30 protein-coding genes and 1 pseudogene are annotated in these 24048 nt (G+C 39.4%); 21 read left to right on the top strand and 10 right to left on the bottom strand.

The annotated features are described in order from the left end of the window. The first annotated feature begins 133 nt into the window (after nt 1-133). Nucleotides 134-1039: an ATP adenylyltransferase family protein gene (locus UYI_RS0104610; protein WP_016865500.1), complete on the top strand. Its 906-nt coding sequence runs from the start codon at nt 134-136 to the stop codon at nt 1037-1039. 7 nt (nt 1040-1046) lie between these two features. Here the strand turns inward: UYI_RS0104610 and UYI_RS0104615 are convergent, their stop codons facing one another. Continuing rightward, on the bottom strand, nt 1047-1373 hold the full coding sequence (locus UYI_RS0104615; RefSeq protein WP_016865501.1) for a monooxygenase: 327 nt from the start codon (nt 1371-1373) through the stop codon (nt 1047-1049). Between the two features lie 140 nt (nt 1374-1513). Next, nucleotides 1514-2011 carry a cupin domain-containing protein gene (locus UYI_RS0104620; RefSeq protein ID WP_016865502.1) on the bottom strand — a complete coding sequence of 166 codons (498 nt, stop codon included), beginning with the start codon at nt 2009-2011 and terminating at the stop codon, nt 1514-1516. A 625-nt stretch (nt 2012-2636) separates the two neighbouring features. Between UYI_RS0104620 and UYI_RS36485 the strand changes: the two genes are divergently transcribed. From UYI_RS36485 to UYI_RS0104635, 3 genes are all read left to right on the top strand, one after another. After that, complete coding sequence (locus UYI_RS36485) at nt 2637-2810, top strand: hypothetical protein (protein WP_016865503.1); 174 nt, start codon at nt 2637-2639, stop codon at nt 2808-2810. A gap of 202 nt (nt 2811-3012) precedes the next feature. Further along, nucleotides 3013-3321 carry a hypothetical protein gene (locus UYI_RS0104630; RefSeq protein WP_016865504.1) on the top strand — a complete coding sequence of 103 codons (309 nt, stop codon included), beginning with the start codon at nt 3013-3015 and terminating at the stop codon, nt 3319-3321. A gap of 187 nt (nt 3322-3508) precedes the next feature. Next, entirely contained in the window at nt 3509-5056 is a 1548-nt protein-coding gene (locus UYI_RS0104635; protein WP_016865505.1) for a phytoene desaturase family protein, read from the top strand. A gap of 336 nt (nt 5057-5392) precedes the next feature. Here UYI_RS0104635 and UYI_RS0104640 read toward each other — a convergent pair whose 3' ends face one another. Further along, complete coding sequence (locus UYI_RS0104640) at nt 5393-6427, bottom strand: hemerythrin domain-containing protein (RefSeq protein WP_016865506.1); 1035 nt, start codon at nt 6425-6427, stop codon at nt 5393-5395. 264 nt (nt 6428-6691) lie between these two features. On the opposite strand from UYI_RS0104640, the gene UYI_RS0104645 reads away from it, so the two are divergent. The 4 genes from UYI_RS0104645 (at nt 6692) to UYI_RS0104660 (ending at nt 8753) form a co-directional block, all read left to right on the top strand. Next, nucleotides 6692-7432, top strand: a complete 741-nt coding sequence (locus UYI_RS0104645) for an LmeA family phospholipid-binding protein (RefSeq protein WP_016865507.1) — start codon at nt 6692-6694, stop codon at nt 7430-7432. A gap of 28 nt (nt 7433-7460) precedes the next feature. Next, nucleotides 7461-8003 carry a DUF2231 domain-containing protein gene (locus tag UYI_RS0104650; protein WP_016865508.1) on the top strand — a complete coding sequence of 181 codons (543 nt, stop codon included), beginning with the start codon at nt 7461-7463 and terminating at the stop codon, nt 8001-8003. 131 nt (nt 8004-8134) lie between these two features. Beyond that, a complete protein-coding gene (locus UYI_RS0104655; protein ID WP_016865509.1) occupies nt 8135-8548 on the top strand; it encodes a ribosomal maturation YjgA family protein in 414 nt (137 codons plus the stop codon). After that, nucleotides 8526-8753: a DUF167 domain-containing protein gene (locus UYI_RS0104660; RefSeq protein WP_016865510.1), complete on the top strand. Its 228-nt coding sequence runs from the start codon at nt 8526-8528 to the stop codon at nt 8751-8753. The genes UYI_RS0104655 and UYI_RS0104660 overlap by 23 nt, the downstream gene beginning before the upstream one ends. Before the next feature lie 245 nt (nt 8754-8998). On the opposite strand, the gene UYI_RS0104665 is transcribed toward UYI_RS0104660, so the two are convergent. Next, entirely contained in the window at nt 8999-9619 is a 621-nt protein-coding gene (locus UYI_RS0104665; protein WP_016865511.1) for a glutathione S-transferase family protein, read from the bottom strand. A 203-nt stretch (nt 9620-9822) separates the two neighbouring features. Here UYI_RS0104665 and UYI_RS0104670 point away from each other — a divergent pair, with 203 nt between their 5' ends. From UYI_RS0104670 to UYI_RS0104690, 5 genes are all read left to right on the top strand, one after another. Continuing rightward, the gene (locus UYI_RS0104670) at nt 9823-10497 is read left to right on the top strand and encodes an SOS response-associated peptidase (protein ID WP_016865512.1); all 675 of its coding nucleotides are present in this window, start codon (nt 9823-9825) and stop codon (nt 10495-10497) included. A gap of 106 nt (nt 10498-10603) precedes the next feature. Then, on the top strand, nt 10604-11125 hold the full coding sequence (locus UYI_RS0104675; RefSeq protein ID WP_016865513.1) for a photosystem I assembly protein Ycf3: 522 nt from the start codon (nt 10604-10606) through the stop codon (nt 11123-11125). 89 nt (nt 11126-11214) lie between these two features. Then, nucleotides 11215-11505 (top strand): Asp-tRNA(Asn)/Glu-tRNA(Gln) amidotransferase subunit GatC, encoded by a 291-nt coding sequence (gene gatC / locus UYI_RS0104680; RefSeq protein WP_009457928.1) that lies wholly within the window; start codon nt 11215-11217, stop codon nt 11503-11505. 135 nt (nt 11506-11640) lie between these two features. After that, nucleotides 11641-12612 carry a glutathione S-transferase family protein gene (locus UYI_RS0104685; RefSeq protein WP_016865514.1) on the top strand — a complete coding sequence of 324 codons (972 nt, stop codon included), beginning with the start codon at nt 11641-11643 and terminating at the stop codon, nt 12610-12612. Between the two features lie 153 nt (nt 12613-12765). Beyond that, nucleotides 12766-13920, top strand: a complete 1155-nt coding sequence (locus UYI_RS0104690; protein WP_016865515.1) for a CapA family protein — start codon at nt 12766-12768, stop codon at nt 13918-13920. A 9-nt stretch (nt 13921-13929) separates the two neighbouring features. Here the strand turns inward: UYI_RS0104690 and UYI_RS0104695 are convergent, their stop codons facing one another. Next, nucleotides 13930-14148 (bottom strand): Nif11-like leader peptide family natural product precursor, encoded by a 219-nt coding sequence (locus UYI_RS0104695; RefSeq protein WP_016865516.1) that lies wholly within the window; start codon nt 14146-14148, stop codon nt 13930-13932. A 181-nt stretch (nt 14149-14329) separates the two neighbouring features. Next, entirely contained in the window at nt 14330-14512 is a 183-nt protein-coding gene (locus tag UYI_RS37925; RefSeq protein ID WP_180977259.1) for a hypothetical protein, read from the bottom strand. A 266-nt stretch (nt 14513-14778) separates the two neighbouring features. Here UYI_RS37925 and UYI_RS0104705 point away from each other — a divergent pair, with 266 nt between their 5' ends. Then, on the top strand, nt 14779-15300 hold the full coding sequence (locus tag UYI_RS0104705; protein WP_016865518.1) for a dihydrofolate reductase family protein: 522 nt from the start codon (nt 14779-14781) through the stop codon (nt 15298-15300). A gap of 20 nt (nt 15301-15320) precedes the next feature. Here the strand turns inward: UYI_RS0104705 and UYI_RS31960 are convergent, their stop codons facing one another. Beyond that, complete coding sequence (locus UYI_RS31960; RefSeq protein ID WP_199332239.1) at nt 15321-15869, bottom strand: 2'-5' RNA ligase family protein; 549 nt, start codon at nt 15867-15869, stop codon at nt 15321-15323. A 146-nt stretch (nt 15870-16015) separates the two neighbouring features. Here UYI_RS31960 and UYI_RS0104715 point away from each other — a divergent pair, with 146 nt between their 5' ends. After that, entirely contained in the window at nt 16016-16465 is a 450-nt protein-coding gene (locus UYI_RS0104715) for a hypothetical protein (RefSeq protein ID WP_016865520.1), read from the top strand. 248 nt (nt 16466-16713) lie between these two features. Here UYI_RS0104715 and UYI_RS0104720 read toward each other — a convergent pair whose 3' ends face one another. From UYI_RS0104720 to UYI_RS0104730, 3 genes are all read right to left on the bottom strand, one after another. Then, complete coding sequence (locus UYI_RS0104720) at nt 16714-17013, bottom strand: hypothetical protein (RefSeq protein WP_016865521.1); 300 nt, start codon at nt 17011-17013, stop codon at nt 16714-16716. An 8-nt stretch (nt 17014-17021) separates the two neighbouring features. Further along, on the bottom strand, nt 17022-17321 hold the full coding sequence (locus UYI_RS0104725; protein ID WP_016865522.1) for a P-loop NTPase fold protein: 300 nt from the start codon (nt 17319-17321) through the stop codon (nt 17022-17024). Between the two features lie 111 nt (nt 17322-17432). Then, entirely contained in the window at nt 17433-18902 is a 1470-nt protein-coding gene (locus tag UYI_RS0104730) for an MFS transporter (RefSeq protein WP_016865523.1), read from the bottom strand. A 636-nt stretch (nt 18903-19538) separates the two neighbouring features. On the opposite strand from UYI_RS0104730, the gene UYI_RS0104735 reads away from it, so the two are divergent. The 6 genes and pseudogenes from UYI_RS0104735 (at nt 19539) to UYI_RS31970 (ending at nt 24033) form a co-directional block, all read left to right on the top strand. Continuing rightward, complete coding sequence (locus UYI_RS0104735) at nt 19539-20315, top strand: sterol desaturase family protein (RefSeq protein WP_016865524.1); 777 nt, start codon at nt 19539-19541, stop codon at nt 20313-20315. A 295-nt stretch (nt 20316-20610) separates the two neighbouring features. Beyond that, nucleotides 20611-20739, top strand: a complete 129-nt coding sequence (locus tag UYI_RS39540) for a hypothetical protein (protein ID WP_258003648.1) — start codon at nt 20611-20613, stop codon at nt 20737-20739. 1055 nt (nt 20740-21794) lie between these two features. Next, nucleotides 21795-21925: pseudogene (locus UYI_RS38685) on the top strand (heavy metal-responsive transcriptional regulator); the annotation flags it as partial. A gap of 337 nt (nt 21926-22262) precedes the next feature. Next, entirely contained in the window at nt 22263-23150 is an 888-nt protein-coding gene (locus tag UYI_RS0104740; protein WP_016865525.1) for a hypothetical protein, read from the top strand. 92 nt (nt 23151-23242) lie between these two features. Continuing rightward, nucleotides 23243-23602, top strand: coding sequence for an ATP-binding cassette domain-containing protein (locus tag UYI_RS31965; protein ID WP_016865526.1), 360 nt, complete (start codon nt 23243-23245; stop codon nt 23600-23602). Nucleotides 23603-23607: 5 nt separating this feature from the next. Beyond that, nucleotides 23608-24033 carry a hypothetical protein gene (locus UYI_RS31970; protein ID WP_180977258.1) on the top strand — a complete coding sequence of 142 codons (426 nt, stop codon included), beginning with the start codon at nt 23608-23610 and terminating at the stop codon, nt 24031-24033. Nucleotides 24034-24048 lie beyond the last annotated feature (15 nt).

Here is a 24048-nt window from a genome sequence, read left to right on the forward strand (position 1 = left end):
TTAGTAGGTAGTCACACTCGTCACACTCCCAGACGCTTCAAACAGCGCGTCTCTACATTACTCCCCACACTCCCCACGAACCGTCAGGCAAACATAATATAAAATTTTGTTGGTATAACTTAGACCTTAACAAATGGCACAGGGAAAAATATTACTGCAAGCTGACACATTCTGGACAAGAATCAAACAGCAGACTGAACATGCTCTTGCTACCAATGCTATGGTTTCAATACCGACAGAATCGGAATTTATTGAGCAAAACGGTGTTTGCTTTTTGGTGCGGATTGTGTCTAACCTCGCTCGTAAGGATGAACTTAAGCAGAAACAAGAAAAACAAAACAATTCCTCTGCCAAAGATTTTAATCCTTTTCTTCCCTACGAAGAAGATTTATTTGTTGCAGATATTTCTGATACCCATGTGTGTATTTTAAATAAATACAACGTTGCTAAATATCACTTGCTATTGATTACCCGTGCCTTTGAAGAACAAGAAAGTTTACTGACTTTAGCAGATTTTGCTGCTATGTGGGCGTGTATGGCTCAATTTGATGGGTTGACATTCTACAATTCTGGCAAGATTGCTGGTGCTAGTCAGCGACACAAACACTTGCAACTTGTGCCATTACCACTGACACCCACAGCAGGATTGCAGCTACCAATTGCACCTCTACTCAAATCTGCTCAATTTCATAACTCGATCGCAATTATACCAGGATTTGATTTTGTACATGCTTTTGCACCGCTAAATTCTCTCTGGCAGCAACCGCCATTCACCGCTGCTAAGGCAACATTAGAGTGTTATCATTCTCTACTACAGGCAGTAGGTTTAAAAGATGAACAATCCCCAGCTTACAATCTTTTGGTAACACGAGAATGGATGCTGCTCGTACCGCGATCGCAAGAATGTTTTGCATCTATATCAGTCAACTCACTAGGATTTGCTGGGACTTTGTTTGTGCGAAACGAGCAACAAATGCAGACTCTCAAACAACATGGGCCGATGAATGTGCTGAAAAATGTCGCTGTACCAATCAACTAGCGATCGCCTATGATGAGAAAGTTCCCCAATTCAGCTTTTCTCCAGTAATTTGAGTTAATTGTTCGTTAACATCAAATTGCTTAGCGCTGATATTTTCAATCCCAAAAGATTTTAAACGTGTTATATGTTCTGTGAGGAATGTGTCTAGTGAAGATGTATCCTCAAACAAATAAATTCCTCCCGTTTCTCCATAATTAGGATTTTCTATCCATATTTTACACAACAAACCTGGAGTTTCGGAAAGTTTGTGCGCTAATTCTGAATATGCTTGCGCCATCTCATTTCCCCACGGCCCATTAAAAGGGAAATTAATCTGCAAAAGCTTTAAACCCATTGTTAATCACCTCTTTTACTTCATCGGTGTCCATCTATGTGCATCTGTGTTCGTTTTCTCAAATAAGTGCTTATGCAAATTATCCATCAAAATCGACTCAAAGCCTTATTAAGTTGAGAGTCAGGGTGAAATTAATTTTGCTAAGCAAGAAACTGTAGTCCATACTTAGTTACAGCAACTTCAATCGCCTTTTCAATGTCAGCAGGATTTGGAGGACACAAAAGATTACGCTTTTCTTCCTCACTCATTGGTTCCAAAATTCGCTGTCCCATTTCTGAGAAAAACTGCTCAGCTCCTGATGGTGTAATTATCATTAAAATTTTGGCAGGATTTGAACCAATGTTCTTGAAACCGTGATATTGATTTTTAGGAAAATTAAGAAATGTTCCAGAATAAGCAATAATAGTCTGATCTTCAAGCTGATACTCAATTTCTCCTTCTAAAATATAGTGTGCTTCATCAGCTTGATCATGACGATGAGAAGGAATCACACTTTGTGGTTGCATCAGAACTTCAGTTATTGAATAGGCTCCACCTGTATCTTCCCCTGTAGCCAAAAAAGTATATAAATCACCCAATGCTAAATACGTAGAACCCTTACCCCGCTGAACTAATGTTGTTTTATGGCTAGATGTCATGGTGATTCTCCTTTGGATGCGATCGCATGTTTCTAGTTAATTAACTATTCACCCAAAGACTTTTACGCAAAGCGATCGCTATTTTTAGCTTAGAATTGTTTTCAACATAACCATTGGCGTCAAAAGTGATCGCTTATAACTGAAGACAATGCGATACTTACTCAAGTCTGACACAATATAAACTTAACCACAGCCTGAATATTATTGACTTTGCTTGAGTAACACCAGATTACACTGGGGCAACAACTGAATAATATTTAAGATTTGTTGCCTACTAAAATCGATATTCTACCGTGCTGAGCATCAGCCAAAATAAAAGAATTTTTTCTAGCATAAGCTTTTCGAGGTTGATGACTTTGTCATGGTTTAGTTATTAACACCATGCTACGCTAAGAAATTTTTTTATTTTTTGAAAATATGCGTAAAGTTGCAAGCAGCACTTGATTAAGACTATAGAAACAAAAAATTAAGCACGCTTAGATCAACAAAAATAGTACTACAAACAGATAAAGCTCGTTGAGAAAGTTACTGTTTGATTATGAACAATAACAAAATCTCCAACCTACATTGTATCTACAGCACAAAACTTAATTTTAAAATTAATCAAAATCAAGGATAAATAAAAATGAAAATCTGCGTAGAAAATACTAATCAAGAATCTCATCTAGCATCATTATCATTCAAAGCTGATTCTGTTAATCAGAATATTTTTAATAAAAAACCAAAACTTTCTATGATTTGGGTAAAAGAATACAAAGGAGAACGAGAAATCTTTGTTGCCAAGTGGATTGCTGAGTAATACACAGTTGAATTCCATTGACAAATACAAGCAACAAATCTTGGGAGAAATTAAGTGCGATCGCTCCACTCCCTACCGAGGGACACAAAGCTTTGTGTCCCTCGGTTAGTTATTTGGTAGTACATAGGTATACAGATAGGAACATGACAAGAAAAATGCTATAAGTCAAAATAATAATAAGCTGTAATCAGGAGGCAGTGCCATGTCTGGTTTAATGCAAATCATTAGAAACTTCTTTATTCGCCTAGAAGGTCTTTTATATCAATTCTTTGGTTTGATCAGAAACATCTTCTCTCAAGTATTTGGTTTTTTGGCTAGGATATTTGGATTCTCCAATCCTGGCTATTTCTTGGAAACCGATGACGCAACTACCATCAAATCATCTCAGAGCAAGCAAGTCACAGAACCTGAGTCAAAGATTACTCCAGAACCTGCAATCACTGCTCGTCGACGTCCCGACCCCAAGATGGACTATTTTCGTAAGATGGCCCAAGAAGTGAACAAAAACTAGTACTCCACCCTACAAGTTCTGGGGTATTGCAAGGGGACAGATCCCCGACTTTTTAAAAAAGTCGGGGATCTTGCAGCGTTCCCGCAGGATAGTCTTGATTACAAACTTTTTTATAAACTTAAACTTGACAAACAAGTAGGTCAAAAGTCAAAAGTTAACTTTTGACTTTCTTTGTTGGGTAATACTAATGGACATTGCAGATGTAGTTGTTATTGGTAGCGGTATTGGCGGTTTGAGTTGTGCAGCATTGCTAGCACGATATGGCTTTGATGTAATTGTTTATGAAAGCCATTCTATCGCTGGTGGTGCTGCTCATGCTTTTGAGCGTCATGGATTCAAGTTTGACTCTGGGCCATCACTTTATTCTGGACTATCTTACAAACCTTCTGCCAACCCCCTGCGACAAGTACTAGATGCGATCGCAGAGGATTTAACATGGGTAACATACGATACATGGGGTTGTTGCCTCCCAGAAGGGGATTTTGACACCACCGTCGGTGCTGACCAATTTTGCGAAGTTCTTTCCCAACTGCGTGGTCAGGATGCTGTAGCCGAATGGCGTCATCTTCAACGTGTAATGGCGCCCCTAGCTAAGGCAGCTGTAGCAATTCCCCCGGCAGCAGTGCGCTATGATTTGGGTGCAACAATCACGGTCGGTCGATTTGCATTATCTATGGCGCGTCATGCGCCTAATATCAGCAAATTGACTGGGTCTTTTAGCCAAATCATAGATGGTGTTGTTCGTGATCCTTTTATTCGTAACTGGCTAGACTTGCTTTGTTTTCTGCTTTCTGGACTGCCAGCCAATGGAACCAGTGCCGCAGAGATGGCATTTATGTTTGCAGACTGGTATCGACCAGGTGTGGTACTGGATTATCCTGTTGGTGGTAGTGGTGCGATCGTAGATGCCCTGGTACGAGGACTGCAACGACATGGTGGTCAGTTGATACTTAATGCTCATGTGGAACAAGTGCTTGTAGAAAATAACCGTGCTACAGGTGTGCGTTTGCGTAATGGCAAGGTGATCCGGGCGCGTCAGGCTGTTATATCTAATGCATCGGTGTGGGATACGCTGAAATTATTGCCAGAAAAAGCTTTGCCAAAATCGTTTCAACAACGAGCCAACACACCAGAGTGTGATAGCTTTATGCATCTACATCTAGGTATTGATGCCCAAGAACTGCGCCCTAATTTGGCGTGTCATCATATCATAGTCAACGATTGGGAAAGAGGTGTTACCGCCGAGCAAAACGTTGTTTTGGTATCGATTCCATCTATTTTAGACCCATCGCTCGCACCCCCAGGAAAGCATGTGATTCACGCCTACACTCCTGGTAATGAACCGTATGCATTCTGGCAGGGAATGAACAGAAACAGCCAAGAATATCAGCAACAAAAGCAAAAACGCGCAGAGGTGATGTGGCAAGCCTTAGAACGAATTATTCCCGATGTGCGATCGCGCTGTGATGTTACTCTTGTGGGTACACCCCTCACCCACGAACGATTTTTACGCCGTCACCGAGGTTCCTATGGCCCAGCCATCCCAGCCGGAAAAGGTTTCTTTCCTGGTTCCACTACACCCCTAAAAGGATTGCTATGTTGTGGAGATTCGACATTTCCTGGGATTGGTCTACCAGCAGTTGCCGCTAGCGGTATGATTACTGCCAATACACTTGCACCTGTTAATAAGCATTTACAAATGCTCAAAGATATTGGTTATATCATGTCCGCTTGAACACTTGTATTATGCGTTGAGGTCGGTAATGGGTAATTGGTAATCGGAAAACCAATAGACTTCTCCGACAAATAGTGTACCAGACGTGCCATGGCACGTCTGGTACAAGGATTTTGGGTAACGCATAATTAATTTCTGGAGATGTCTAATGACATAAACTCAATGACTAAGCTTTATATCATAAGCAATTAGCCGGACTTGATATTATTAGTCTTTTGATTATTTTCAGATAAAATGCCGTAGGGGCGTACGGCTGTACACCCCTACAAGACATTGTGATCCAAAGTGATGAATTAGTTGCAGTGATTAACTATTTTGCTAGTAGCAAAATGATAACTACTTAGCTGCTTGCTGTTGGATTTTTTGCTTAGCAGCTTTGAATTGGCTAGCTAATTGCTCACTTTCATCGCTACTCAAGTTGTTGCGAATAGCAGCGAACATTGTGCTTTCTTCTTGACGAATGTGGTCGCCGACAGCATCCATTAGCTGTCTAACTTTATCTTTGAATTGAGAAGAAGAAGGATTAATTGCCTTGATTTCCTCTAACATCCGCTTCATTTCAGCTTGTTCGTCATACAATTCTTGAGTATCGCTTTGACCGTAGAAAGGACGTACTCTTGGGTAGACTACTTCTTCTTCAGCAACAGCATGAGCAGTCAAGTCTTTGTAAATTTGACCAAAGTACTCTTGGATTTTTTGGGGATCGTTGCTTGCCAACAATTCAGTGAATAAGGTGTTAACTTTGTTGTGATCCAAGCGAATGACATCCTGGACGTTCATATCGCTTTTATCACTGGTTTGGGTAACAGCACTACCAACAACACCGCTTAATGCTGCCATAGCATCTTGTACACGTGCCCAAATACCTTGGTCTGCATCTTGTCCAGTGAGTTCACGAACACCTAAGATTTCTAAAACACCTTTGAGTTGTTCTTGGTGAGCGCGGTTCTCAAAGTTAACAGTATTTAAAGGCCCAATCGCCAGCATTACATCCGCACCAACTTTTTGTGCTGCTTTGTGAATTGTCAAGCCGGACATTACTTGTTGATGCTTTAATAATTCATGCTGAAATACTTTTTCATACAAGCTTAATTCAGAGCCTTGCATCAATTGCCGAACCTTATTAATCATTTCTGTAATTGTATTTTCTGGCTCGGCTTGAATGCCATATTGCACATTAACTGTTTCCAGAACGCCCTTATTTTTGCGGTCATCTTCGAGCATTTTCCGGAAGCGATCGGCAATTTCGCTATCGTTAATTTCTTTCAAAAACTGTTCTTCGTTTTGAATGAGCAAATCTTGGATTGCTCTCATAGCTGCCAATTTTTCAGCAATAGCGGTACGCTTAGAATCATCTAAAGCTACAACCATCTTGTATTCTCCTCTAAAAAATTTGTCTCTTTACTTTTCTCAGGTTACATAAAGGTTTCAGAGAGTACCATCTTTCTTTTGAACGATAACCTCAAAACCAAGGAAATAAAAATTTCATTTTTAGGATAATTTTAAAAATAAAAATATATCTATACTTTGAGATAGATAACTAGGAAAACTATACCTCCACCGCCAGATAGATAAAATTCCTTTTCTACTTTTCTAGATTGACTCAAGGATAGTAAAACTGGAGATTGATTCGTAATGTCTGAAAATCCTGGACTAGGAGAACAGGCGCTAAATAAAGCCGTAGAAATGGGTTTATCTAGTCAGTTAGATGAAGTCGAAAATCTAGATGTCAATGTCAAAGCTGAACCACTCAATCTAGTCCAAGGACAAGTGGAAGCAGTCTCTATTGACGGCGAAGGTTTGGTAATGCAGCAAGAACTCCGCATGGAGAAAATAGAGATGGAAATTAGTAGCGTTGCTATTAATCCTCTGAGTGCTGCTTTCGGCAAAATTGAATTAACTAAACCAACACAAGGCCGTGCATTGGTGGTATTAACCGAAGAGGATATCAACCGTGCCTTTAATTCTGAATATATCCGTTCTCAGCTACAAAGCCAAAAAATTCGAGTTGATGGGCAATTAATGACTGTTGTGCCGCAAAAAGTTGAGTTTCGGTTGCCTGGAGACGGTAAAGTAGCTTTGAGTGCAACCTTAGTTTTAAAAGAAAGCAATGAAACTCATAAAATCAGCTTTTCAGCAGTTCCACGTGTGAGTGAGAATGGAGAAACATTGACACTCGAGAATGTCGAATATGGTGATAGTCAGGAAGTATCACTGGAACTGACAAAAGCTTTAGTGGATGCAACTAGCCAAATTTTGAATTTGAAGAACTTTAATTTAGAAGGAATATACCTAAAAATCAAAAGATTAGAGGTGGAAGCAGGCAAACTCATCCTTCAAGCAGAAGCAGAAGTTGAGCAAATCCCTTCAGCATAAAGTTACTTCAATTCTTAAAGGTGAGACTATGGACACTCAAGAAAGAAACTCTACACCCTATCCTAATATTCCAGCCTTTTTGGAAAGTGACGATAGAGAGTTTCGTGACCCTGGTGTACCTAGTACTGTAGCAGTTGCAGGTCATCCCATCCATCCTATTCTTGTGCAATTCCCAATAGCTTTTCTTGTAGGGGCCTTGTTAACTGATGCAGTTTTTTGGTTCACAGATGATAGTTTTTGGGCAAGGGGTTCTTTTTGGTTAATCGCTGCTGGCTTGGTGGGTGGTGTGGCAGCAGCCCTCACAGGACTTATGGACTTTTTAAGAATCGGACGAGTCCGTAAGCGCACTGCTGGCTGGGCACACTTAATCCTGAATGTGAGTGCTTTGGTGCTGACGATTATCAACCTAGTATTACGTTGGAATAACCCCATATCGGCTGTACTACCTTGGGGACTTGTAATCTCAGTACTTGTAGCTACGCTTCTTGGCATTTCTGGCTGGTATGGCGGTGAATTAATATACCGACACAAAATTTCTGTGATTGGCAACGGAAATCCTAACCAACCTTAGTGCAGCTTTGCCTACACCCCTACACCCATTTTCATTGGAGGGACTAAAGAAAAATTAAAAATTGTAAACTTTATATTTTTAATTTTCAATTTTTAATTTTTAATTGACTTGTCCCGAACCCTGAGAAAAGCGTGTCAAAAAAAACACAAAGTTTTTATATTATAGTTTCTTTGCTCATCTTTACAGGGATGGGCTTTTTATTTAAATACTATACTGGTTTTGCTCATAAATGGTTCAATAATTATGGGGCTGCTGTTTTCTACGAAATATTTTGGTGCTTGTTTGCATTTCTATTTTTCCGGAGTCCAAAAGCTATTATTCAAATTCCTTTATGGGTCTTTATAATTACCTGTATATTAGAATTTCTACAACTATGGCATCCTCCCTTTTTAGAGCAAATTCGCGCTACTTTATTAGGTAAACTACTACTTGGTACAACCTTTGCTTGGTGGGATTTTCTTCATTACGCAGTAGGCTGTTTTTTAGGTTGGTTGTGGCTGCGACAATTACAAGGAAAGGGTTATGCAAAGAAAAGTCAAAGTTAAACCAAAATCAAAGATGCAAAAAATAGAAGAAGCTGCCGATGGCAGTTTGATTGTACATTTAAAATCCCCGCCTGTTGATGGTAAAGCAAATGAAGAATTAATAAAAGTTTTATCTGAAAATTTTCATGTCCCACAATCTAGGATTAGAATTAAGTCTGGGTTATCATCAAGACAAAAGTTAATTGAAATAGACACTGATTTATAAAGCCAAATAACATTTAAATAAAGTTAAGTAAAAATCAGAATTAGTGAAAAATTTAAATGATAGAATGGGAGTAAATTACAAATTGCTTTCTAAGCTCGGCAATACCCACCCTGGTTGAGATTCGCTAGATATGATGAGCATCCAACAACCCCAATAAACTTTTAAAAATACTCTGAAATACAACAAACTCGTTTTCCAGCCTCAGCTTAGAAAACGAGTGGGTAGATGCAAATTATATGAACAAATCAATGCTGTAATTCTTCTTTAATTGAGATATATCTTGGCTGTGCTTTTACTCTTTCAATCCATGCTTGGATAGCAGGAAATTGTTTCAAATCATATCCACCTTCATCAGCTACATGGGTGTAAGCAAACAAAGCAATATCGGCAATAGTATAACGTTCGCCAACAAAAAAGTTATGACTCTGTAAATGATTTTCCATCAGTTTTAAGGCTGCATAACCAGATTCACGTTTTTGCTCTATGGCTTCCTTGTATTCTTCCGCTTTGCCTAGTATAGAAATCCAAAATCTCAATGGTGCAATGCAAGGCTTAAGGCTGCACTGTTCAAAAAACAACCATTGCATTACTTGCGCTCGTAAAAAGCGGTCATAAGGTAAAAATTCTGTGCCTTCACTTAAATAAACTAATATGGCATTTGATTCTGCCAAATATTTATCTGGTTTCACCTCCAATAATGGAATTTTACCATTAGGATTTTTACTTAAAAACTCTGGTGTTTGAGTTTCACCTTTCAAGATATTCACCTCTACCCTCTCAAATGGCATACCAATTTGTGACAATAAAAGACGTATCTTGTAGCCATTTCCTGAAGGTAAAAAATCGTACAATCTTAGCGTTTCCATGCCAATATATTGTGAGATGAAGGTTTTGATTATTTATGATGCAGCAAAATACAATGGTTTTTCAAAAAAACTAATAAACAGAATAAAATTTTTATAAATGCTGCAATTCTATACAAAATAAATTCTCTGAAAAACAAATTTTATTTAAGTATTATTTTTATCATTGAAATGTTTAATTAGAGTCAGCAACTAAGGATCAAACAATGTGTGGAAGATTTACTTTAAGCGTATTTCCAGAAGTTTTAACCCAAATATTTGAGATCGAAAAAGTTCCTGATTTCAAGCCGCAATATAACATTGCACCTACGCAAATGGTTTTGGTGGTTTTGTATAATTCTGAAGGTCACAAGCGCGAAATTCAGCGATTACGTTGGGGTTTAATACCTTCATGGGCGAAAGATCAGAGCATGGGGGCAAGGCTAATTAATGCTAGGGCTGAAACCGTAGCGGAAAAACCAGCGTTTCGTCGTGCTTTTAAGCGCCAACGCTGTTTAGTAGTAGCAGATGGCTTTTACGAATGGCAACAACAAGACGGTAAAAAACAGCCATATTATTTTCGTCTGTCGGATGGAAAACCTTTTGGTTTTGCAGGATTATGGGAAGAATGGCAATCTCCAGAACAAGAACAGATAAAATCTTGTACAATTTTGACAACCCAAGCTAACGAATTACTGCAAATGGTTCATGATCGTATGCCAGTAATTCTCCAACAAAAAAATTATGATTTATGGCTAGATCCCCAAGTTCATGACGTGGAATTGCTACAACCACTACTGCACCCCTACCCATCAGAGGCGATGACTAGCTATCCTGTTACAACCTTTGTGAACAGCCCCAAAAATAATAGCGCTGAGTGCATTACCCCAGTCAACACTTGAATCTAACGAATAGTCATACAACCGATAACTGACAACTGAATAACTGTTAAATTAGCTAATAGTTAAAAAACCCCTGCCTTTAGCGCAACCTCAATAGAGGCCTGATATGCCAAGAACTCAGAAAAACGATAATTTTATCGATAAATCTTTTACAGTCATGGCGGATCTGATCCTGAAGATCCTGCCGGCGAACAAAAAAGCCAAAGAAGCCTTTGTTTACTACCGAGATGGGATGTCGGCACAATCAGAAGGAGAATATGCCGAAGCCTTAGATAACTATAGACAAGCCTTAGAACTAGAAGATGATTCCCTCGATCGCGGTTACATACTCTACAACATGGGATTAATCTACGCTAGTAACGGCGAACACGAAAAGGCTCTAGAGTTATATCACCAAGCACTGGAGTATAATCCCCGCTTACCACAAGCCTTAAACAACATTGCAGTAATTTATCACTACTTGGGTGAAAAAGCCAAAGAAGCAGGAGACGAAGACGGTGGCGAAGCACTGTTTGACAAAGCTGCTGACTATTGGATCAGAGCCATTCGCCTTGCTCCCAACAACTACATTGAAGCCCAAAACTGGCTGAAAACCACAGGTAGAATGCAAATTGATGTATTCTTTTAGTCCAGGGTCAATTGTCAATTGTCCAGAGTTTTTACAAATGACCATTGACCATTGACCATTGACCATTGACCATTGACCAATGACTATCTATGCTCGATCGCGAACAAGTCCGTAAAGTAGCCCATCTTGCTCGTTTAGAATTGACACCAGAAGAGGAAGAGCAATTCACTACCCAACTGGCAAGCATTCTAGATTACTTTGAGCAACTCAGTGAATTGGATGTTAGTGATGTACCACCCACAACACGGGCTATTGATGTTAGCAACGTGACACGCCCTGACGATCTACAACCTTACAGCGATCGCGAAGCTATTCTTCAGAGTGCGCCAGAACAAGAAGGCGAATTTTTCAAAGTGCCGAAAATTCTCAATGAAGAATAGGTTGATGGTTGGTTGTTGATGGTTGATTGTTGATGGTTGGTTGTTAATGGCTAATTGTTGGTGGTTTAAGATAATTCCCAACAAACAACAAACAACAAACAACCACCAACACACATCCATCAAAGGAGGATAACTATGGGTTTGGGAATTCTCAAGGATGGTAAATGGTTATCTGAACGGGAACAGGAAGACTCAGAAGGTAAATTTATCCGTCCTTCAACTACTTTCCGTAATCAGATTACCGCTGATGGTGCGAGTGGATTTAAAGCTGAAGCAGGGCGTTATCATCTGTATATTTCCTGGGCGTGTCCTTGGGCGTGTCGCACTGCGATTATGCGCCAACTGAAAGGACTGCAAGATATTGTTGGTATGTCTGTGGTTGCTCCCGAAATTCACGACAACGGCTGGGAATTTGCAGATGAACCAGGCTGTATTCCTGATACAGTCAACGGCGCTGATTATCTCTGGCACATTTATCTCAAAGCTGATCCTAACTATAGCGGGCGTGTCACAGTTCCAGTTTTATGGGATACACAAACCAATACTATTGTCAATAACGAATCCCGCGAAATTATGCGGATGTTTGATACTGAGTTTCATCATCTTGCTCAGAATAATGTAAATTTTTATCCAGAAAATTTACAAAAGATGATTGACGAGACAATAGATGCTATTTACCAACCGATTAACAATGGTGTGTATCGGGCGGGTTTTGCAACCAAGCAAGCAGCCTATGATCAAGCAGTAACAGAACTATTTGATGCTCTTGAGCATTGGGAAAAAGTTTTAGGAGAGCAACGCTATCTTTGCGGGGAGCGAATTACTGAAGCAGACTGGTGTATGTTCACAACTTTGTATCGCTTTGACCCAGTCTATTATGTGCATTTCAAATGCAACTTACGCCGGATTGTAGATTATCCTAACTTGTGGAATTATCTCAAAGACTTGTACCAACAGCCTGGTGTCAAACAGACTTGTAACTTAGACCACATCAAGCGACATTATTACCGCAGTCATCCCAAAGTTAACCCGACTCGGATTGTTCCGAAAGGGCCACTGATTGATTTTGATGCTCCCCATAATCGCGATCGCCTGTTTGCAAAATAATCTAAATATTCACCAAACGATAGCATAGTCATAGATCATGCCTTTGCTGCCATTTAATTCCCAATCCCCGATTCCCGATCTCTGATCCAGAATTGCTACCGACAACCTCTGAGTTATGGAGTAGACTAATCTCATGGTGTGAGAAGTGGGAATATGGCTAATCCACGACCGGGGGTAAGGTTACTTTCTTTGGCTTTTATTGGTGTATGTTTTTGTGTAGGCATTAATATAGGATTGGGTATCCGCTCGAAGCGATCGCAAGCCACAGATACGAACAACCTACCCAGTGAAATTGTCCCTGAGTCGAACTCACCTCCACTGATCAAAGAGCCAAGTTATATAGACACTATTACGATTCAAGCAGTAGGGGATGTGATTCCTGGTACAAATTTTCCTAACTACAGATTGCCACGCGATCGCAACCAATTAATCCCAAAGTCCGTAAGGACACACCTCAAAAAAGCTGATATCTTGTTTGGTAACTTTGAAACCAGTTTAACAAAGCATCCCTACACTACCAAAGACATCAGTCGTGGACAGGTGTTTGCATTTCGCTCTCCACCTTCCTATGCTCAGTTGTTTGCTGATGTCGGCTTTGATGTATTCAATATAGCTAACAATCATGCGATGGATTTTGGTCTAGTGGGATTTGCAGATACGATTAAGAATCTCTCTGCGGTTGGTATTGAAACACTAGGTCATAAAAATCAAATACTTTTGCTGCAAGCTAAAAATATTCCAGTTGCAATGATCGGGTTTGCACCCTATGAACGTTACAACTCCATTCACGATTTTCAAACAGCAAAAGCCCTTGTACAAAAAGCCAGAAAACGTGCAGATATAGTAATTGTATCGATGCACGCAGGAGCAGAGGGAACAAAAGCATTACGAGTGAAAAATCGGACAGAGACTTTCTACGGAGAAAATCGGGGTAACGCGGTAAAGTTTGCCAGGACAATGATTGATGCAGGAGCAGATTTAGTTCTTGGCCATGGCCCCCATGTTCCTAGAGCCATAGAAGTTTATAAAGGAAAATTGATTGCTTACTCTTTAGGAAATTTTTTAGGATATCGAACTTTATCTACAAGAGCCGAGACTGGTTACTCAATGATTTTAGAAGTTAAGTTAAATTCCCAAGGGGATTTAGTAGGAGGTAAAATTATTCCTGTACATATGGATCGGCAAGGAATTCCCCATATTGATAAGCAATTACGAACTGTAAAACTTGTACGCAATTTGATTGCAAAAGATTTTCCAAAAACACCAGTTAAGATTAATAAAAAGGGAGAAATTACAGTAAAAAATTAAATTCACCCTTCATCCTTCATACTTCCCCTGAATTTCAGATACCTGAGATTCTGACTCTTCCATTACTAAGCCAGTGGCTTTTTGCCATTCCTCAACAGTGAAATTATAGCCCTGTTGTTGCGCCATTTGTACAAAAGCTTCTAGGTCTGATGCCGAATTAAGTGTTTCCCTTAAATTAGGATTAGTTTGAGCGGCTCTAAATAGTCTAATCACTTCTTGTTTGGACATAGGTCTTCTAAGGTTTCTCAATTTAGTCATTAGTAAATAGAATTTGTAAGGGAGGTGTAAAAATTTGAAAAAAAATATATATTGGGATAGGTAGTATTGTTTTATATGCCTACTCCAAGCTCTAAAATTTAAAATTAGTATAAGTTTTTCATTTGCTAATCAATTCCTAATTATTTTGTTCTTACACCCAATCAAGATGTTTATTAATTTTTTGTATCTTTATCAATAAACATGCTCCTTCGGCACAACAGCCATGCTTCTGCATAGCAAAAGCAGCATTTAGAATGATATTGCTACCTGCTTGTAAAGTCAAAGTAGCTGTACGATGAGTTTGGCTTGTTAATTGTGTGCTGTCCACATTCACTTGTACGGTAGATTGTGGAATTATTTGTAGATTCAGTATCACCTTGAGGACAGATATTATGATTACTCAGTTAACCGTCATTTTACTGAAAATAATCGAAAACCTCTGTCAGAAATATTACTGATAATCATGTAATTTTTTTTTGAATGTCTCTACTTTACGCCACAACGGCTTGATTGTCTACACTATTACCCCATAATAATACTGAGAATGATATAAAATTTAGGATAAAAATATAACACTATATTTAGCGCAAGAGTGTAGTTATGGAAATGGCTAGGACAGAGTTTATTCTTTATGTAGCAACAAGTATTGATGGATACATTGCCAGATTAGATGGGAGTGTCGATTGGCTACCAGCACCTGACGAAAATAGCTATGCTAGGTTTTATGACTCGATTGATGCTTTAGTAATGGGTTCCACCACTTACGAACAAGTTTTGAGCTTTGGAGATTGGCCATATCCAGGCAAAGTATCCTATGTTTTGACGAGTCGGAATTTATTAACGACGCGCACAGACGTATTTTTTGTCAAAGGTGGTATCGAAGAAGTTTTAGAGGATGTGAATCGCAAGGGGTATAAAAGAGTTTGGTTAGTAGGAGGTGCAAAAGTAGCGTCCTCATTCATGAATCGGGGATTAGTAGATGAGTACATCATCGTAGTGATTCCAACCATCTTAGGGTCAGGTATTTCTCTTTACCAATCAGTACAGGAATTGAAGCTTGATTTAATTGAGCTAAAATCTTATCCTTCAGGTCTTGTAGAGCTACGTTACAAGCAGAATTAAAGACACTGTATAAGAATATCTCAAATTCCAAAAGCAAACTCACCCACTAGTTCCCACGGCCCACCTTTGTAATGCCAAAGTAGCAGCCCTTCCCCGTACCCGTCAAAGGATTCCCAACTGCCTATGAGTTGGTTGTACAATTGACGAGCTGCTTGTGGAGTGACTTTGTTCTGGATCGTGACATGGGGACGGTATGCTTGCCGATCCTGTGGACTTAGCCATAAACTCCAAGCCTCGGCGAGGAATTTTTGCAGCCGAACCAACTCGGGACAGTCTACCACCACAGCTACACCTCTACCCAGAAAACGCAAGTTTGGAAAGCAAACAGGTAAAAGCGGAGTATGCAGACAGACATCTTGCAGAGTCTGCTGGATAGATGATTCTTCCTCACCAGGTAGCATATGGAAAAGAGTCACATGTGCAGGCAGGAAGTTCCTCTCTGAGGGAAAATACTGCTGACGCAGCCTGTCGAGGAAGTCGAAGGCAATAGGATCGAGCTTGAGCGTCACAATCAAAGGCGAAGATGGTAACGGCATATCGAGTAATTTGAGGGATGGTTGCGATCGCAATGGTATGACGTTCGTTTATTCAATCTGTTGAAAGAGTGAATTTGTTTAACAACTTATAGCGAGAGAACCTCTGTCTAGAGAATGTTTTAGCTGATGAGCTAGATGGAGTAAAAATAGGATGCTAAATCTCATGAATATTGTATTCTATGAAACTAAATTATTTAACGAAACGGCTCTCAACTGTAGGACGTTGGATAGCTACAATTCTGTTTTGTGTATCAGCGATCGCCTTCGTTTGGCAAGGTGCGTTTTTCTCCAATACCGCAGCAATGGCTGATCCTGCTGTCAACTTGATCGCATCGTCAAACCTGGATAATCAGGTTAAAGGAAAAACCAATGAAGATGCTGGACGAGCCAAGAATTTCATCCGCGATACAGCAGATAAGGTTGAGCAAACTGCTAAGACAAATGCTAAGCGAGTAGAGCAAGCAACAGATGACAACGGTAGTTTTGTTGAGCGCAAAGCCAAGAGAGATGCGGCTCGAATTGAGAAAAGAGCAGAGGAAGATGCAGCTCGGACTCAAAAAGCAGTAGACAATACCAAGAATGCTGTTGAAAGCGCTGTTGATAGCATCAAAGATGCTTTTAGCAAATAGAGAATAGATCCTGGTTTGAAAGATCAATGTGCATTGTTTTCTTCATCGCATCTACTTGAATAGATATCTTGTAAAAATCAGGATAATTCTTAATTACGAACACAGATGAACACAGATTTTATTCGTGTTTATCTGTGTTAGTTTTTCCGAAAATACACTTTCTCTTGCTAATTTTCCATAAAAATACTCTGCTACCTGGTGCGCTTTCCTCTGCGATTCTCTGCGTTTAAAAACCCTATAATTTCTTCTCACAAGAACTGCCGCATCAAATTAGCTAACCCTTCACCACTTTCAACAATCTTTTGCAGCGATCGCTTCACATCTTCTTTTGCCTCACTTTGCCAACAATATAATTTTTCTGCTAGCTTTGGCACTTGCTGTAGCGAGTTTTGCACAACAGCATCTTGCAGCCGTTGCAAGGCTATTTCTTCCAATTCTTTTAGGTGCTGGGTGCTGAGTAGCCATTCCTGTTGTGGACTAACTTCATGTTCCTCAACCAAAGTTATGATTTCGCTAACAATTATCGATAAAGCATTACCGCTTGACATCGTATATTTCAATGAGTGCGAGTGCGATCGCACATCTGCTTGGGTGTATTAGCAAATATGGCATTGAGTTTTTCAAAAAGCAGCCTGCGAAGTAAGATTTTGTCTGGAAGCGGCAATTCAAAAGTAGTTTGGATAATTTTATCAAGATAAATATCTCCAGATATACCTTGCGTCTCAGCAATAAATTTGTACACAACATCTTTATTGAAGGCTAGAACATAAACAACGTTAGTAAAATTTGGAATCGCCTTCAGAAGGCGAAATAATTGCATAATCGGATAATATAAGTCCTCAAGCGGACATGACATAACCTATTTCGCATCATGCTGCATAAAAAAATGAAATCCTTCCCCCTGAAGGAGGGAAGGATTTTTTGAATAGTGAACATGAGTTCGTTACATCGGAATCTAACCCTTGTGTTAAGCCGCGATTTTCTCTGCTGAAACTAGTGCTAGTTTTGGCTTCAAGGGCAGAATTTTTCCCATCACATGAATAATTGGCTTGCTGCGCGGTTCTCGAACAAATACCAGAGGTAACAGCGCGACTAATCGCACGGCAGCTGAAAGGGCAAATAATCCAGGTAAGCCACCAATAATATCTAGCTGCGCTAACAAACCACCAACTGTCGAACCTAAACCACCACTAACACCAGTAACAGCTGCTGCGATCGCAAAATACTGAGAAGGACGATCCAGTGGTGCCATTTCCATCTGAATATTACTGTTGCACAACTCGATCGCTGCTCCAAAACCACCAGTTACTATGTGGATGAGCGGTAGCCATAGCCATACAGAAATTGAGTTATTCCCGGCCCCCAACCAGAATAAGGGTGTTACTGCTATTAAAACGCCAATTAATAATAACAGTGGACGATTTCCTACCCTGTCCGCCAGTTTACCCCAGAGTACTAACATAACTAAGTTGGCCCCTGCTACCAAACTGGTATAAATTGTGACTGTACTGAGGTTTAAACCTAAGTTTTTCAGCATGTAAAGGTTAAAAAATGGGGCGCTGAGGTTCATTGCGAACGTCCACAGACCAAAATAAAGCAGAAATTTCAAGAAATTAAGGTCTTTAAAAATACTAAAGCCCTTTGGTTGACCAGTGCGAGAATTTTCGTCCTGTTGGAGTGAAGCTTCGCCAGAGTGGAAATTTTGCGGATTGACATCTACCATCCAAAACTGACACGCCAAACTGATTAGACCAATTACTACTCCTAGCAACAACAGTATGCCGTAACCTTGGACTGTACCACCAGGCCAGGTGGAAACAGCAAATCCGAGCAATGGCACAGACAACAGATTAGCTAAGCTAGCGGCACTACTGCGAAAGCCAAAATAACGCCCTCGCAAGCGAGGGGGAACTAAAGCAGCCATCCAGCTAAACCAGGCGCAACCGCCCAAGGCTCCTAAGACATTGGTGACTAGAATTATTCCCAGCGTCCAGGTTACTAGGTGGTGGGGTGCAGTATTAGAACAGGAAAACCAGGCTATACCCGCCACTAAAATCAACCAAAGTAGCCTAGATGGGCCGAAAATAACCAGGGTATACCAATGGCGGCTAGAAGTGCGATCGGCAAGATAAGCCCCCAGTGGTTGTAAGAAATTTACCAGCAGGGGAATTGAAGACAGCAAGCCAATTTCCACTGGACTAGCACCCAGTTGGAGTAAAAAGTTAACCAGCAATACACCACCGGTAATATTGGAAAAAATGGTAGCAAACACTCCATCTAGGGTTGATGCCTTCAAGCTAGTTCGAGTGGCTTGCTTAGAAATTTTCGGCGGTGAGTTTGTCTTGAGTGTCGGATCTGGTACTGTTAGGGAATTTAGTAGTTCTATATGAGGCAGGTGTTCTAGTACTTCTTCTGTAGAGGTAGATAGAGTCTTCACTAGAGGAAAATATTACTTAGTTATTTAAAGTTGGACAAGCAAAGATTAGCCCACCTGTCTCGGTGGTTATAACCTGAACAATACGCTGACAATCAAGGCTGAGTAACAGCCAGAAGAATGATAGATTTTTCAATCTATCGAAATAAAAATTAAAATATAATGTTCTGTCTAAAGACTCAAGCGTCTATGTTTACGAATAGTTAAACATTACGACGTGTTAAACGCACAAAAGAAAATTGAAGTACTCAAGTACCCGTTAATTTCTTTTGAAGCATAGTTTTCCAACTTCAAGATATTGCCAAACGATAGGCTGAGCTTGGAGAAGGTGAAGAAATTTACGAGCAGTGAGTAAAGTTGCTCTTTTTATGGAATTGTAACATTATATTTCTTATCTAATTATGATTATAATTGTTTAGAAATAATTTGCAATCATCTAGAAAAATTTAAGTATACTTTACATCATATAGGCATAGATTTTACCATCTCAATGCGTCCGGTTCTTTGAGTCTCCCTGTGAAGCAAGCATCCCATCTACTTTTTAGTGGTGGGGTGGGAGTGTCAAACTAACACTGCTTGCGATAGAAGTTAGGAAGAATTAGAAATGTTACGCTTCAATCTGTAAATTAACTGAATTGAGTGCAAAATTTGTTCTTGATTTTAGAGAAATTCGGGTTATATTGGTTGGCATTTTTCGGGATTATTCTAGTCCGATACTTTCTCATTGCAGGCGGAGCATACTGGTTGTTCTATTCAGTGATGGGAAAGTATTTTGTGAAGCGGGGGTTACATCTGAAACTTGCCCAGTGGAAATCCATTCGACACGATATTGAACTCTCAGTTCTCTCTGCGGTATTTTTTGGACTTTGTGCCGCGCTTATTCTGTCAGCATACGATTCGGGCGTCACACTCTTGTATACTTCTGTAAGCCAGTATGGGCTGTGGTACATAGGAGTCAGCTTTGTTGCAGTACTTATCCTCCAAGATACGTACTTTTACTTTATCCATCGAGCGTTTCACTACCCCTCACTTTTTAAGTGGCTGCACTATGGTCATCATCGTTCGGGACATCCAACACCTTGGACATCCTTCGCGTTCGACTTGCCAGAAGCGGTTGTACAAGGTCTTTTTTTTGTAGGAATTGTCTTCCTGATTCCACTTCATTTCATCACCTTGATTGCGGTGCTGATGACAATGACAGTATGGGCAGTGTTGACTCACCTCGGATTTGAACTGTTTCCCTCATGGTTTTTCCGCCAATGGTTTGGCAAGTGGTTCATTGGTTCGACGCATCACTCAATACATCACCGTAAGTATAGGGTACACTACGGGCTATACTTCACGTTCTGGGACAAACTGCTTGGTACTCACGATCCTAATTATGAGAATGAGTTTACTTCTCCTTCAAGAAAGTAATCTAAGTAAAAAATACCATAAGTCTGTGCCCTTTGCGACCTCCTTTGCGAACCTTTGCGTTTAAAAACACTACGAATTATGTTTCAACCTTAAATTTTGCTGAAACCTGCATCAGAATACTTTCGTTTAACTTTTAAAGAATTAATTGAATAAGTTTGAACTATGAAGAAAAACTCAAATTAAATACTAATTGAGATGATGCGATCGCTTCATGAAATTATAATGGTTAAGAAACTTTATGCCTGTTATTTACGTCAAATTTAATGAATTATAAACTATATTTTTGTTATAGTATATGAAATTTATAAAGTCATTTGTTTTGGGAGCGATCGCTACTTTTGGAGTTTTGTCTACAGGCTGTCAAATTCAGCAATCACAAGGTTTAATTACCAAGGCTTGGGGGACGTGGAAGCCTGTTTTTTAAAAAACATGTCCGACAACGCCACGCCCCCGGTAATTAGGTAATAGGTAGTGGGTAATTGGTAAGAACTTGTTGGAGTCTTTGCAATTACCAATTGACGATTACCAGTTACCGGCAATTCCTGCAACCATATCTTGGGCGAATCCCCGTATATTTATGTCGGGGAGTGCCCTCAAAACAATACTAATAAGTTTCCATATAGTTACGCCCCCATAATTATTAGCTTTATCAAAAAAAGTTAATTATTAATAAGAATAAACAGTTAAAATTTACATGAAAATCTAAATTTAGTATCAACACAGCCGATTTATAAGCTTTTTTTAATCACTTATTGATGTTTCTAAAATCAATAAAAAGACTAAAATTTAGTTATGCACTAATGTCGAATTTCAGGTGTGTCAAGCTAGCTCTTGACGAGGGAAAATCTCTGCTTTTTATTTGCATTGCTTAGAGTTATTTATAAAGTAAAAATAAAATAACTGTAGGGTGTGTTAGGCACGTATTTTAAGCGGCTAACGCACCGCCAATGAGATGGTGCGTGATAGCAAAGCCATAACACAACGCCTCTTTCTTTATGCCGGGAAACCCTTACTTTACAGAAGCCGCTACGCGTCTACGCGTCTACGGCAGTCGCTCATGGGGGAAACGCCTCACCACCGCACTGGCTCTCCTACTTAAGATTGACTTTATAAATAGTCTCTTAAGAGTGGACGATAAAAGCACTATATTTTATATATTTTATGTTATTTTTTATATTCACGTAAGTAACAAAAACTAACATATAGGTTAATAAGTGTTACTTTATACTATTTATATTTATTATGCCAGTTATACTGTTTTTCAGGTTCTACCTGGGAATTACTTAGAAGTGGCTCTGCCACTTCTTTTTCTGTAACCTATTGTGTCGATGTATTTTCTCACTAGTTTAACAGTCGCATCATTTATTTAATTCCATATATCGATACAAAAACCACAATAAATTTAAATATAACATATAGATTTATACACAATTATGTAAATTAGTAATAAAGGTGTATTAAACTTAGAAAGAACATGCTATTGATTGTCAGGTAACAGCTTTAAACAGAGTTCTAATTAAAAAACCATTCGCTATTATGAAAGCCTTGGTCTACTCAAATTATCAGGACATACAGAAGGAAGTTTCCGGCAGTTTTCCTGGGATGTCCTGAAATGATTGATGTTGTAGCGCAGTTAAGTCCAGTGTTAACTTTTAAGGCTTGATATAGCAATCCTATATGATTTGTGAGAATCGCAAAGCCAATATCCCCGGCTTCTTAAATCAGTCGGGGATCTTGTCTCTCACGAATGATTGAGGAATGCTATAGCTGTTGAGTTGATTTATTACTTCTCCTCACCTACTCGTAGTCCACCATACTAATATTGATAGATTTGTAGTGGGGACTTTAGTCCTCAAATTTACTACGAACAATTTCATGATGATTTCATTTCAATATGACAAACTTTAGCTATACTCTCACCTATTAATAATACAGAGCAAGATTTCTATGAAATATTCTATTGCTGGAATTGCTGCGATCGCAGTTTTATTACTTAATCAAGGTTGCTCATCACAAGTTAAGTCTGGAGAAACTGCTTCCCAAGAGAATACAATAGTATCAGCTAATCATCATGGACACGCTACTGAACAAATGCATCATGACAATCATTCAAACAATCATCATAATGGTAATCACGTCTCTACCCAAGCAAAATTAACTGCTCTTACAAATATTGTTGCAAATCAGCCTCTACCTTTAGTAATTAACATCCAAGATTCCCAAGGCAAATCTATCAGCAAATTTGACAAATTTCAAGAACAGTTGATGCATTTAATTGTTGTCAGTGATGATTTAAAATTTTTCAATCACTTGCATCCAAATTACAAAGGAAATGGGCGTTTTGAAATTAATACTAATTTCCCTGAACCTAATAACTATACAATTTTTAGTGATTATAAGCCATCTGGTGAACAAGAACAGGTTACTGTGATGAAAATCACAGTACCTGGTTCAACTCCTGTACCTCAAGAGTTAGCAAAATACAGCAACACGAAAATTTTAGCTGATACTAAAGTCAACCTGAATTTTTCTCAACCAACTCTCAAGGCTGGTGAGAAAGTCAACTTAAAGTTTGCTCTCAAAGACAGTGGTAATAATCAACTAATTAAAGATTTACAACCATATTTAGGAGAAAAAGGACATTTAGTTATCATCAAAAGTTCTTCTCCTTTGACAGTAACAGATTATATTCATGCTCATGCGCGTAAAGATTCTCCTGATGGACAGGTGGATTTTGTAACTAGTTTTCCTGAAGCAGGAACATACAAACTTTGGATGCAATTTAATCGCAACGGCAAAGTTAACACTGCTGATTTTTGGGTGAATGTGCAATAGTTCGGCAAGATATCTTGAAATTATGTTAAAAATACAAGAGTACTACAAAGTAAAATTTTCATCTGCATAAACCGCGATGCAGTAAGTTCGCCATGCGAATATTGGAAGCTTACAACCTCAAAAAGACTTATCGTCAAAACATTCTCGCAGTCCAAAATGTTTCCTTAACTATTGCATCTGGTGAAGTTTTAGCATTTCTTGGCCCTAATGGTGCAGGCAAAACAACAACGATTAAAATGATCGCTGGACTAATTCAACCCGATGCAGGTTCGGTGAGAATAGCTGGAAGTGATCCTCATCGCAACCCAGCAGCACTAGAAAAATTAGGTGCAGTCTTGGAAGGAAATCGTAACGTTTATTGGCGATTAACTCCCGAAGAAAATTTGGAATATTTCGGAGTGCTGAAAGGACTCACTCGACGACAAGCACGCCACTCAGGAAAAGCACTATAATTATAATGCTCGGCAGTCTCTTTATGATCATGGCGTTTACTGGAAGCCGTCTCAACTTCCCTCCAGCATTGCTTTTACCGCTTGTCACCGTTTTACTAGGAGCTTATGGCATTGCTTTAACATTAGGGTCTTTAGCATTATTGCTCAAGCGTGTTCAACAATTGTTTGCCATCATTCAGTTTCTACCATTATTTTTGCTGGCGACTCCTACGGAAACTTGGACAGAACCTCTACAATTTTTGGCAAATTTATTGCCGATGACTCCCGGCGCAGGATTACTGCGCGACTTAATGGCAAGAGGTGAAAGTTTAAATTTCACAAACTTGGCTATAGCTTTTGTAAATGGAGGAGTGTATTTCGCTGTGGGTTTATTGCTTTTTCGTGTCGCCGAACGTGCGGCGAAGAAAAGAGGAATTTTGAGTGGTTATTAATTTCACAGTAGAGAT

Source organism: Fischerella muscicola PCC 7414 (assembly GCF_000317205.1).
GTDB classification, from domain to species: Bacteria; Cyanobacteriota; Cyanobacteriia; order Cyanobacteriales; family Nostocaceae; genus Fischerella; species Fischerella muscicola.

What these genes read in the sequence shown, in the direction of transcription:
- UYI_RS0104610 (WP_016865500.1), top strand. Translation starts at nt 134, where the DNA reads ATGGCACAGGGAAAAATATTACTGCAAGCTGACACATTCTGGACAAGA.
- UYI_RS0104615 (WP_016865501.1), bottom strand. Translation starts at nt 1,373, where the DNA reads ATGGGTTTAAAGCTTTTGCAGATTAATTTCCCTTTTAATGGGCCGTGG.
- UYI_RS0104620 (WP_016865502.1), bottom strand. Translation starts at nt 2,011, where the DNA reads ATGACATCTAGCCATAAAACAACATTAGTTCAGCGGGGTAAGGGTTCT.
- UYI_RS36485 (WP_016865503.1), top strand. Translation starts at nt 2,637, where the DNA reads ATGAAAATCTGCGTAGAAAATACTAATCAAGAATCTCATCTAGCATCA.
- UYI_RS0104630 (WP_016865504.1), top strand. Translation starts at nt 3,013, where the DNA reads ATGTCTGGTTTAATGCAAATCATTAGAAACTTCTTTATTCGCCTAGAA.
- UYI_RS0104635 (WP_016865505.1), top strand. Translation starts at nt 3,509, where the DNA reads ATGGACATTGCAGATGTAGTTGTTATTGGTAGCGGTATTGGCGGTTTG.
- UYI_RS0104640 (WP_016865506.1), bottom strand. Translation starts at nt 6,427, where the DNA reads ATGGTTGTAGCTTTAGATGATTCTAAGCGTACCGCTATTGCTGAAAAA.
- UYI_RS0104645 (WP_016865507.1), top strand. Translation starts at nt 6,692, where the DNA reads ATGTCTGAAAATCCTGGACTAGGAGAACAGGCGCTAAATAAAGCCGTA.
- UYI_RS0104650 (WP_016865508.1), top strand. Translation starts at nt 7,461, where the DNA reads ATGGACACTCAAGAAAGAAACTCTACACCCTATCCTAATATTCCAGCC.
- UYI_RS0104660 (WP_016865510.1), top strand. Translation starts at nt 8,526, where the DNA reads ATGCAAAGAAAAGTCAAAGTTAAACCAAAATCAAAGATGCAAAAAATA.
- UYI_RS0104665 (WP_016865511.1), bottom strand. Translation starts at nt 9,619, where the DNA reads ATGGAAACGCTAAGATTGTACGATTTTTTACCTTCAGGAAATGGCTAC.
- UYI_RS0104670 (WP_016865512.1), top strand. Translation starts at nt 9,823, where the DNA reads ATGTGTGGAAGATTTACTTTAAGCGTATTTCCAGAAGTTTTAACCCAA.
- UYI_RS0104675 (WP_016865513.1), top strand. Translation starts at nt 10,604, where the DNA reads ATGCCAAGAACTCAGAAAAACGATAATTTTATCGATAAATCTTTTACA.
- gatC (WP_009457928.1), top strand. Translation starts at nt 11,215, where the DNA reads ATGCTCGATCGCGAACAAGTCCGTAAAGTAGCCCATCTTGCTCGTTTA.
- UYI_RS0104685 (WP_016865514.1), top strand. Translation starts at nt 11,641, where the DNA reads ATGGGTTTGGGAATTCTCAAGGATGGTAAATGGTTATCTGAACGGGAA.
- UYI_RS0104690 (WP_016865515.1), top strand. Translation starts at nt 12,766, where the DNA reads ATGGCTAATCCACGACCGGGGGTAAGGTTACTTTCTTTGGCTTTTATT.
- UYI_RS0104695 (WP_016865516.1), bottom strand. Translation starts at nt 14,148, where the DNA reads ATGTCCAAACAAGAAGTGATTAGACTATTTAGAGCCGCTCAAACTAAT.
- UYI_RS0104705 (WP_016865518.1), top strand. Translation starts at nt 14,779, where the DNA reads ATGGAAATGGCTAGGACAGAGTTTATTCTTTATGTAGCAACAAGTATT.
- UYI_RS0104715 (WP_016865520.1), top strand. Translation starts at nt 16,016, where the DNA reads ATGAAACTAAATTATTTAACGAAACGGCTCTCAACTGTAGGACGTTGG.
- UYI_RS0104720 (WP_016865521.1), bottom strand. Translation starts at nt 17,013, where the DNA reads ATGTCAAGCGGTAATGCTTTATCGATAATTGTTAGCGAAATCATAACT.
- UYI_RS0104725 (WP_016865522.1), bottom strand. Translation starts at nt 17,321, where the DNA reads ATGTCATGTCCGCTTGAGGACTTATATTATCCGATTATGCAATTATTT.
- UYI_RS39540 (WP_258003648.1), top strand. Translation starts at nt 20,611, where the DNA reads ATGAAATTTATAAAGTCATTTGTTTTGGGAGCGATCGCTACTTTTGGA.
- UYI_RS0104740 (WP_016865525.1), top strand. Translation starts at nt 22,263, where the DNA reads ATGAAATATTCTATTGCTGGAATTGCTGCGATCGCAGTTTTATTACTT.
- UYI_RS31965 (WP_016865526.1), top strand. Translation starts at nt 23,243, where the DNA reads ATGCGAATATTGGAAGCTTACAACCTCAAAAAGACTTATCGTCAAAAC.
- UYI_RS31970 (WP_180977258.1), top strand. Translation starts at nt 23,608, where the DNA reads ATGCTCGGCAGTCTCTTTATGATCATGGCGTTTACTGGAAGCCGTCTC.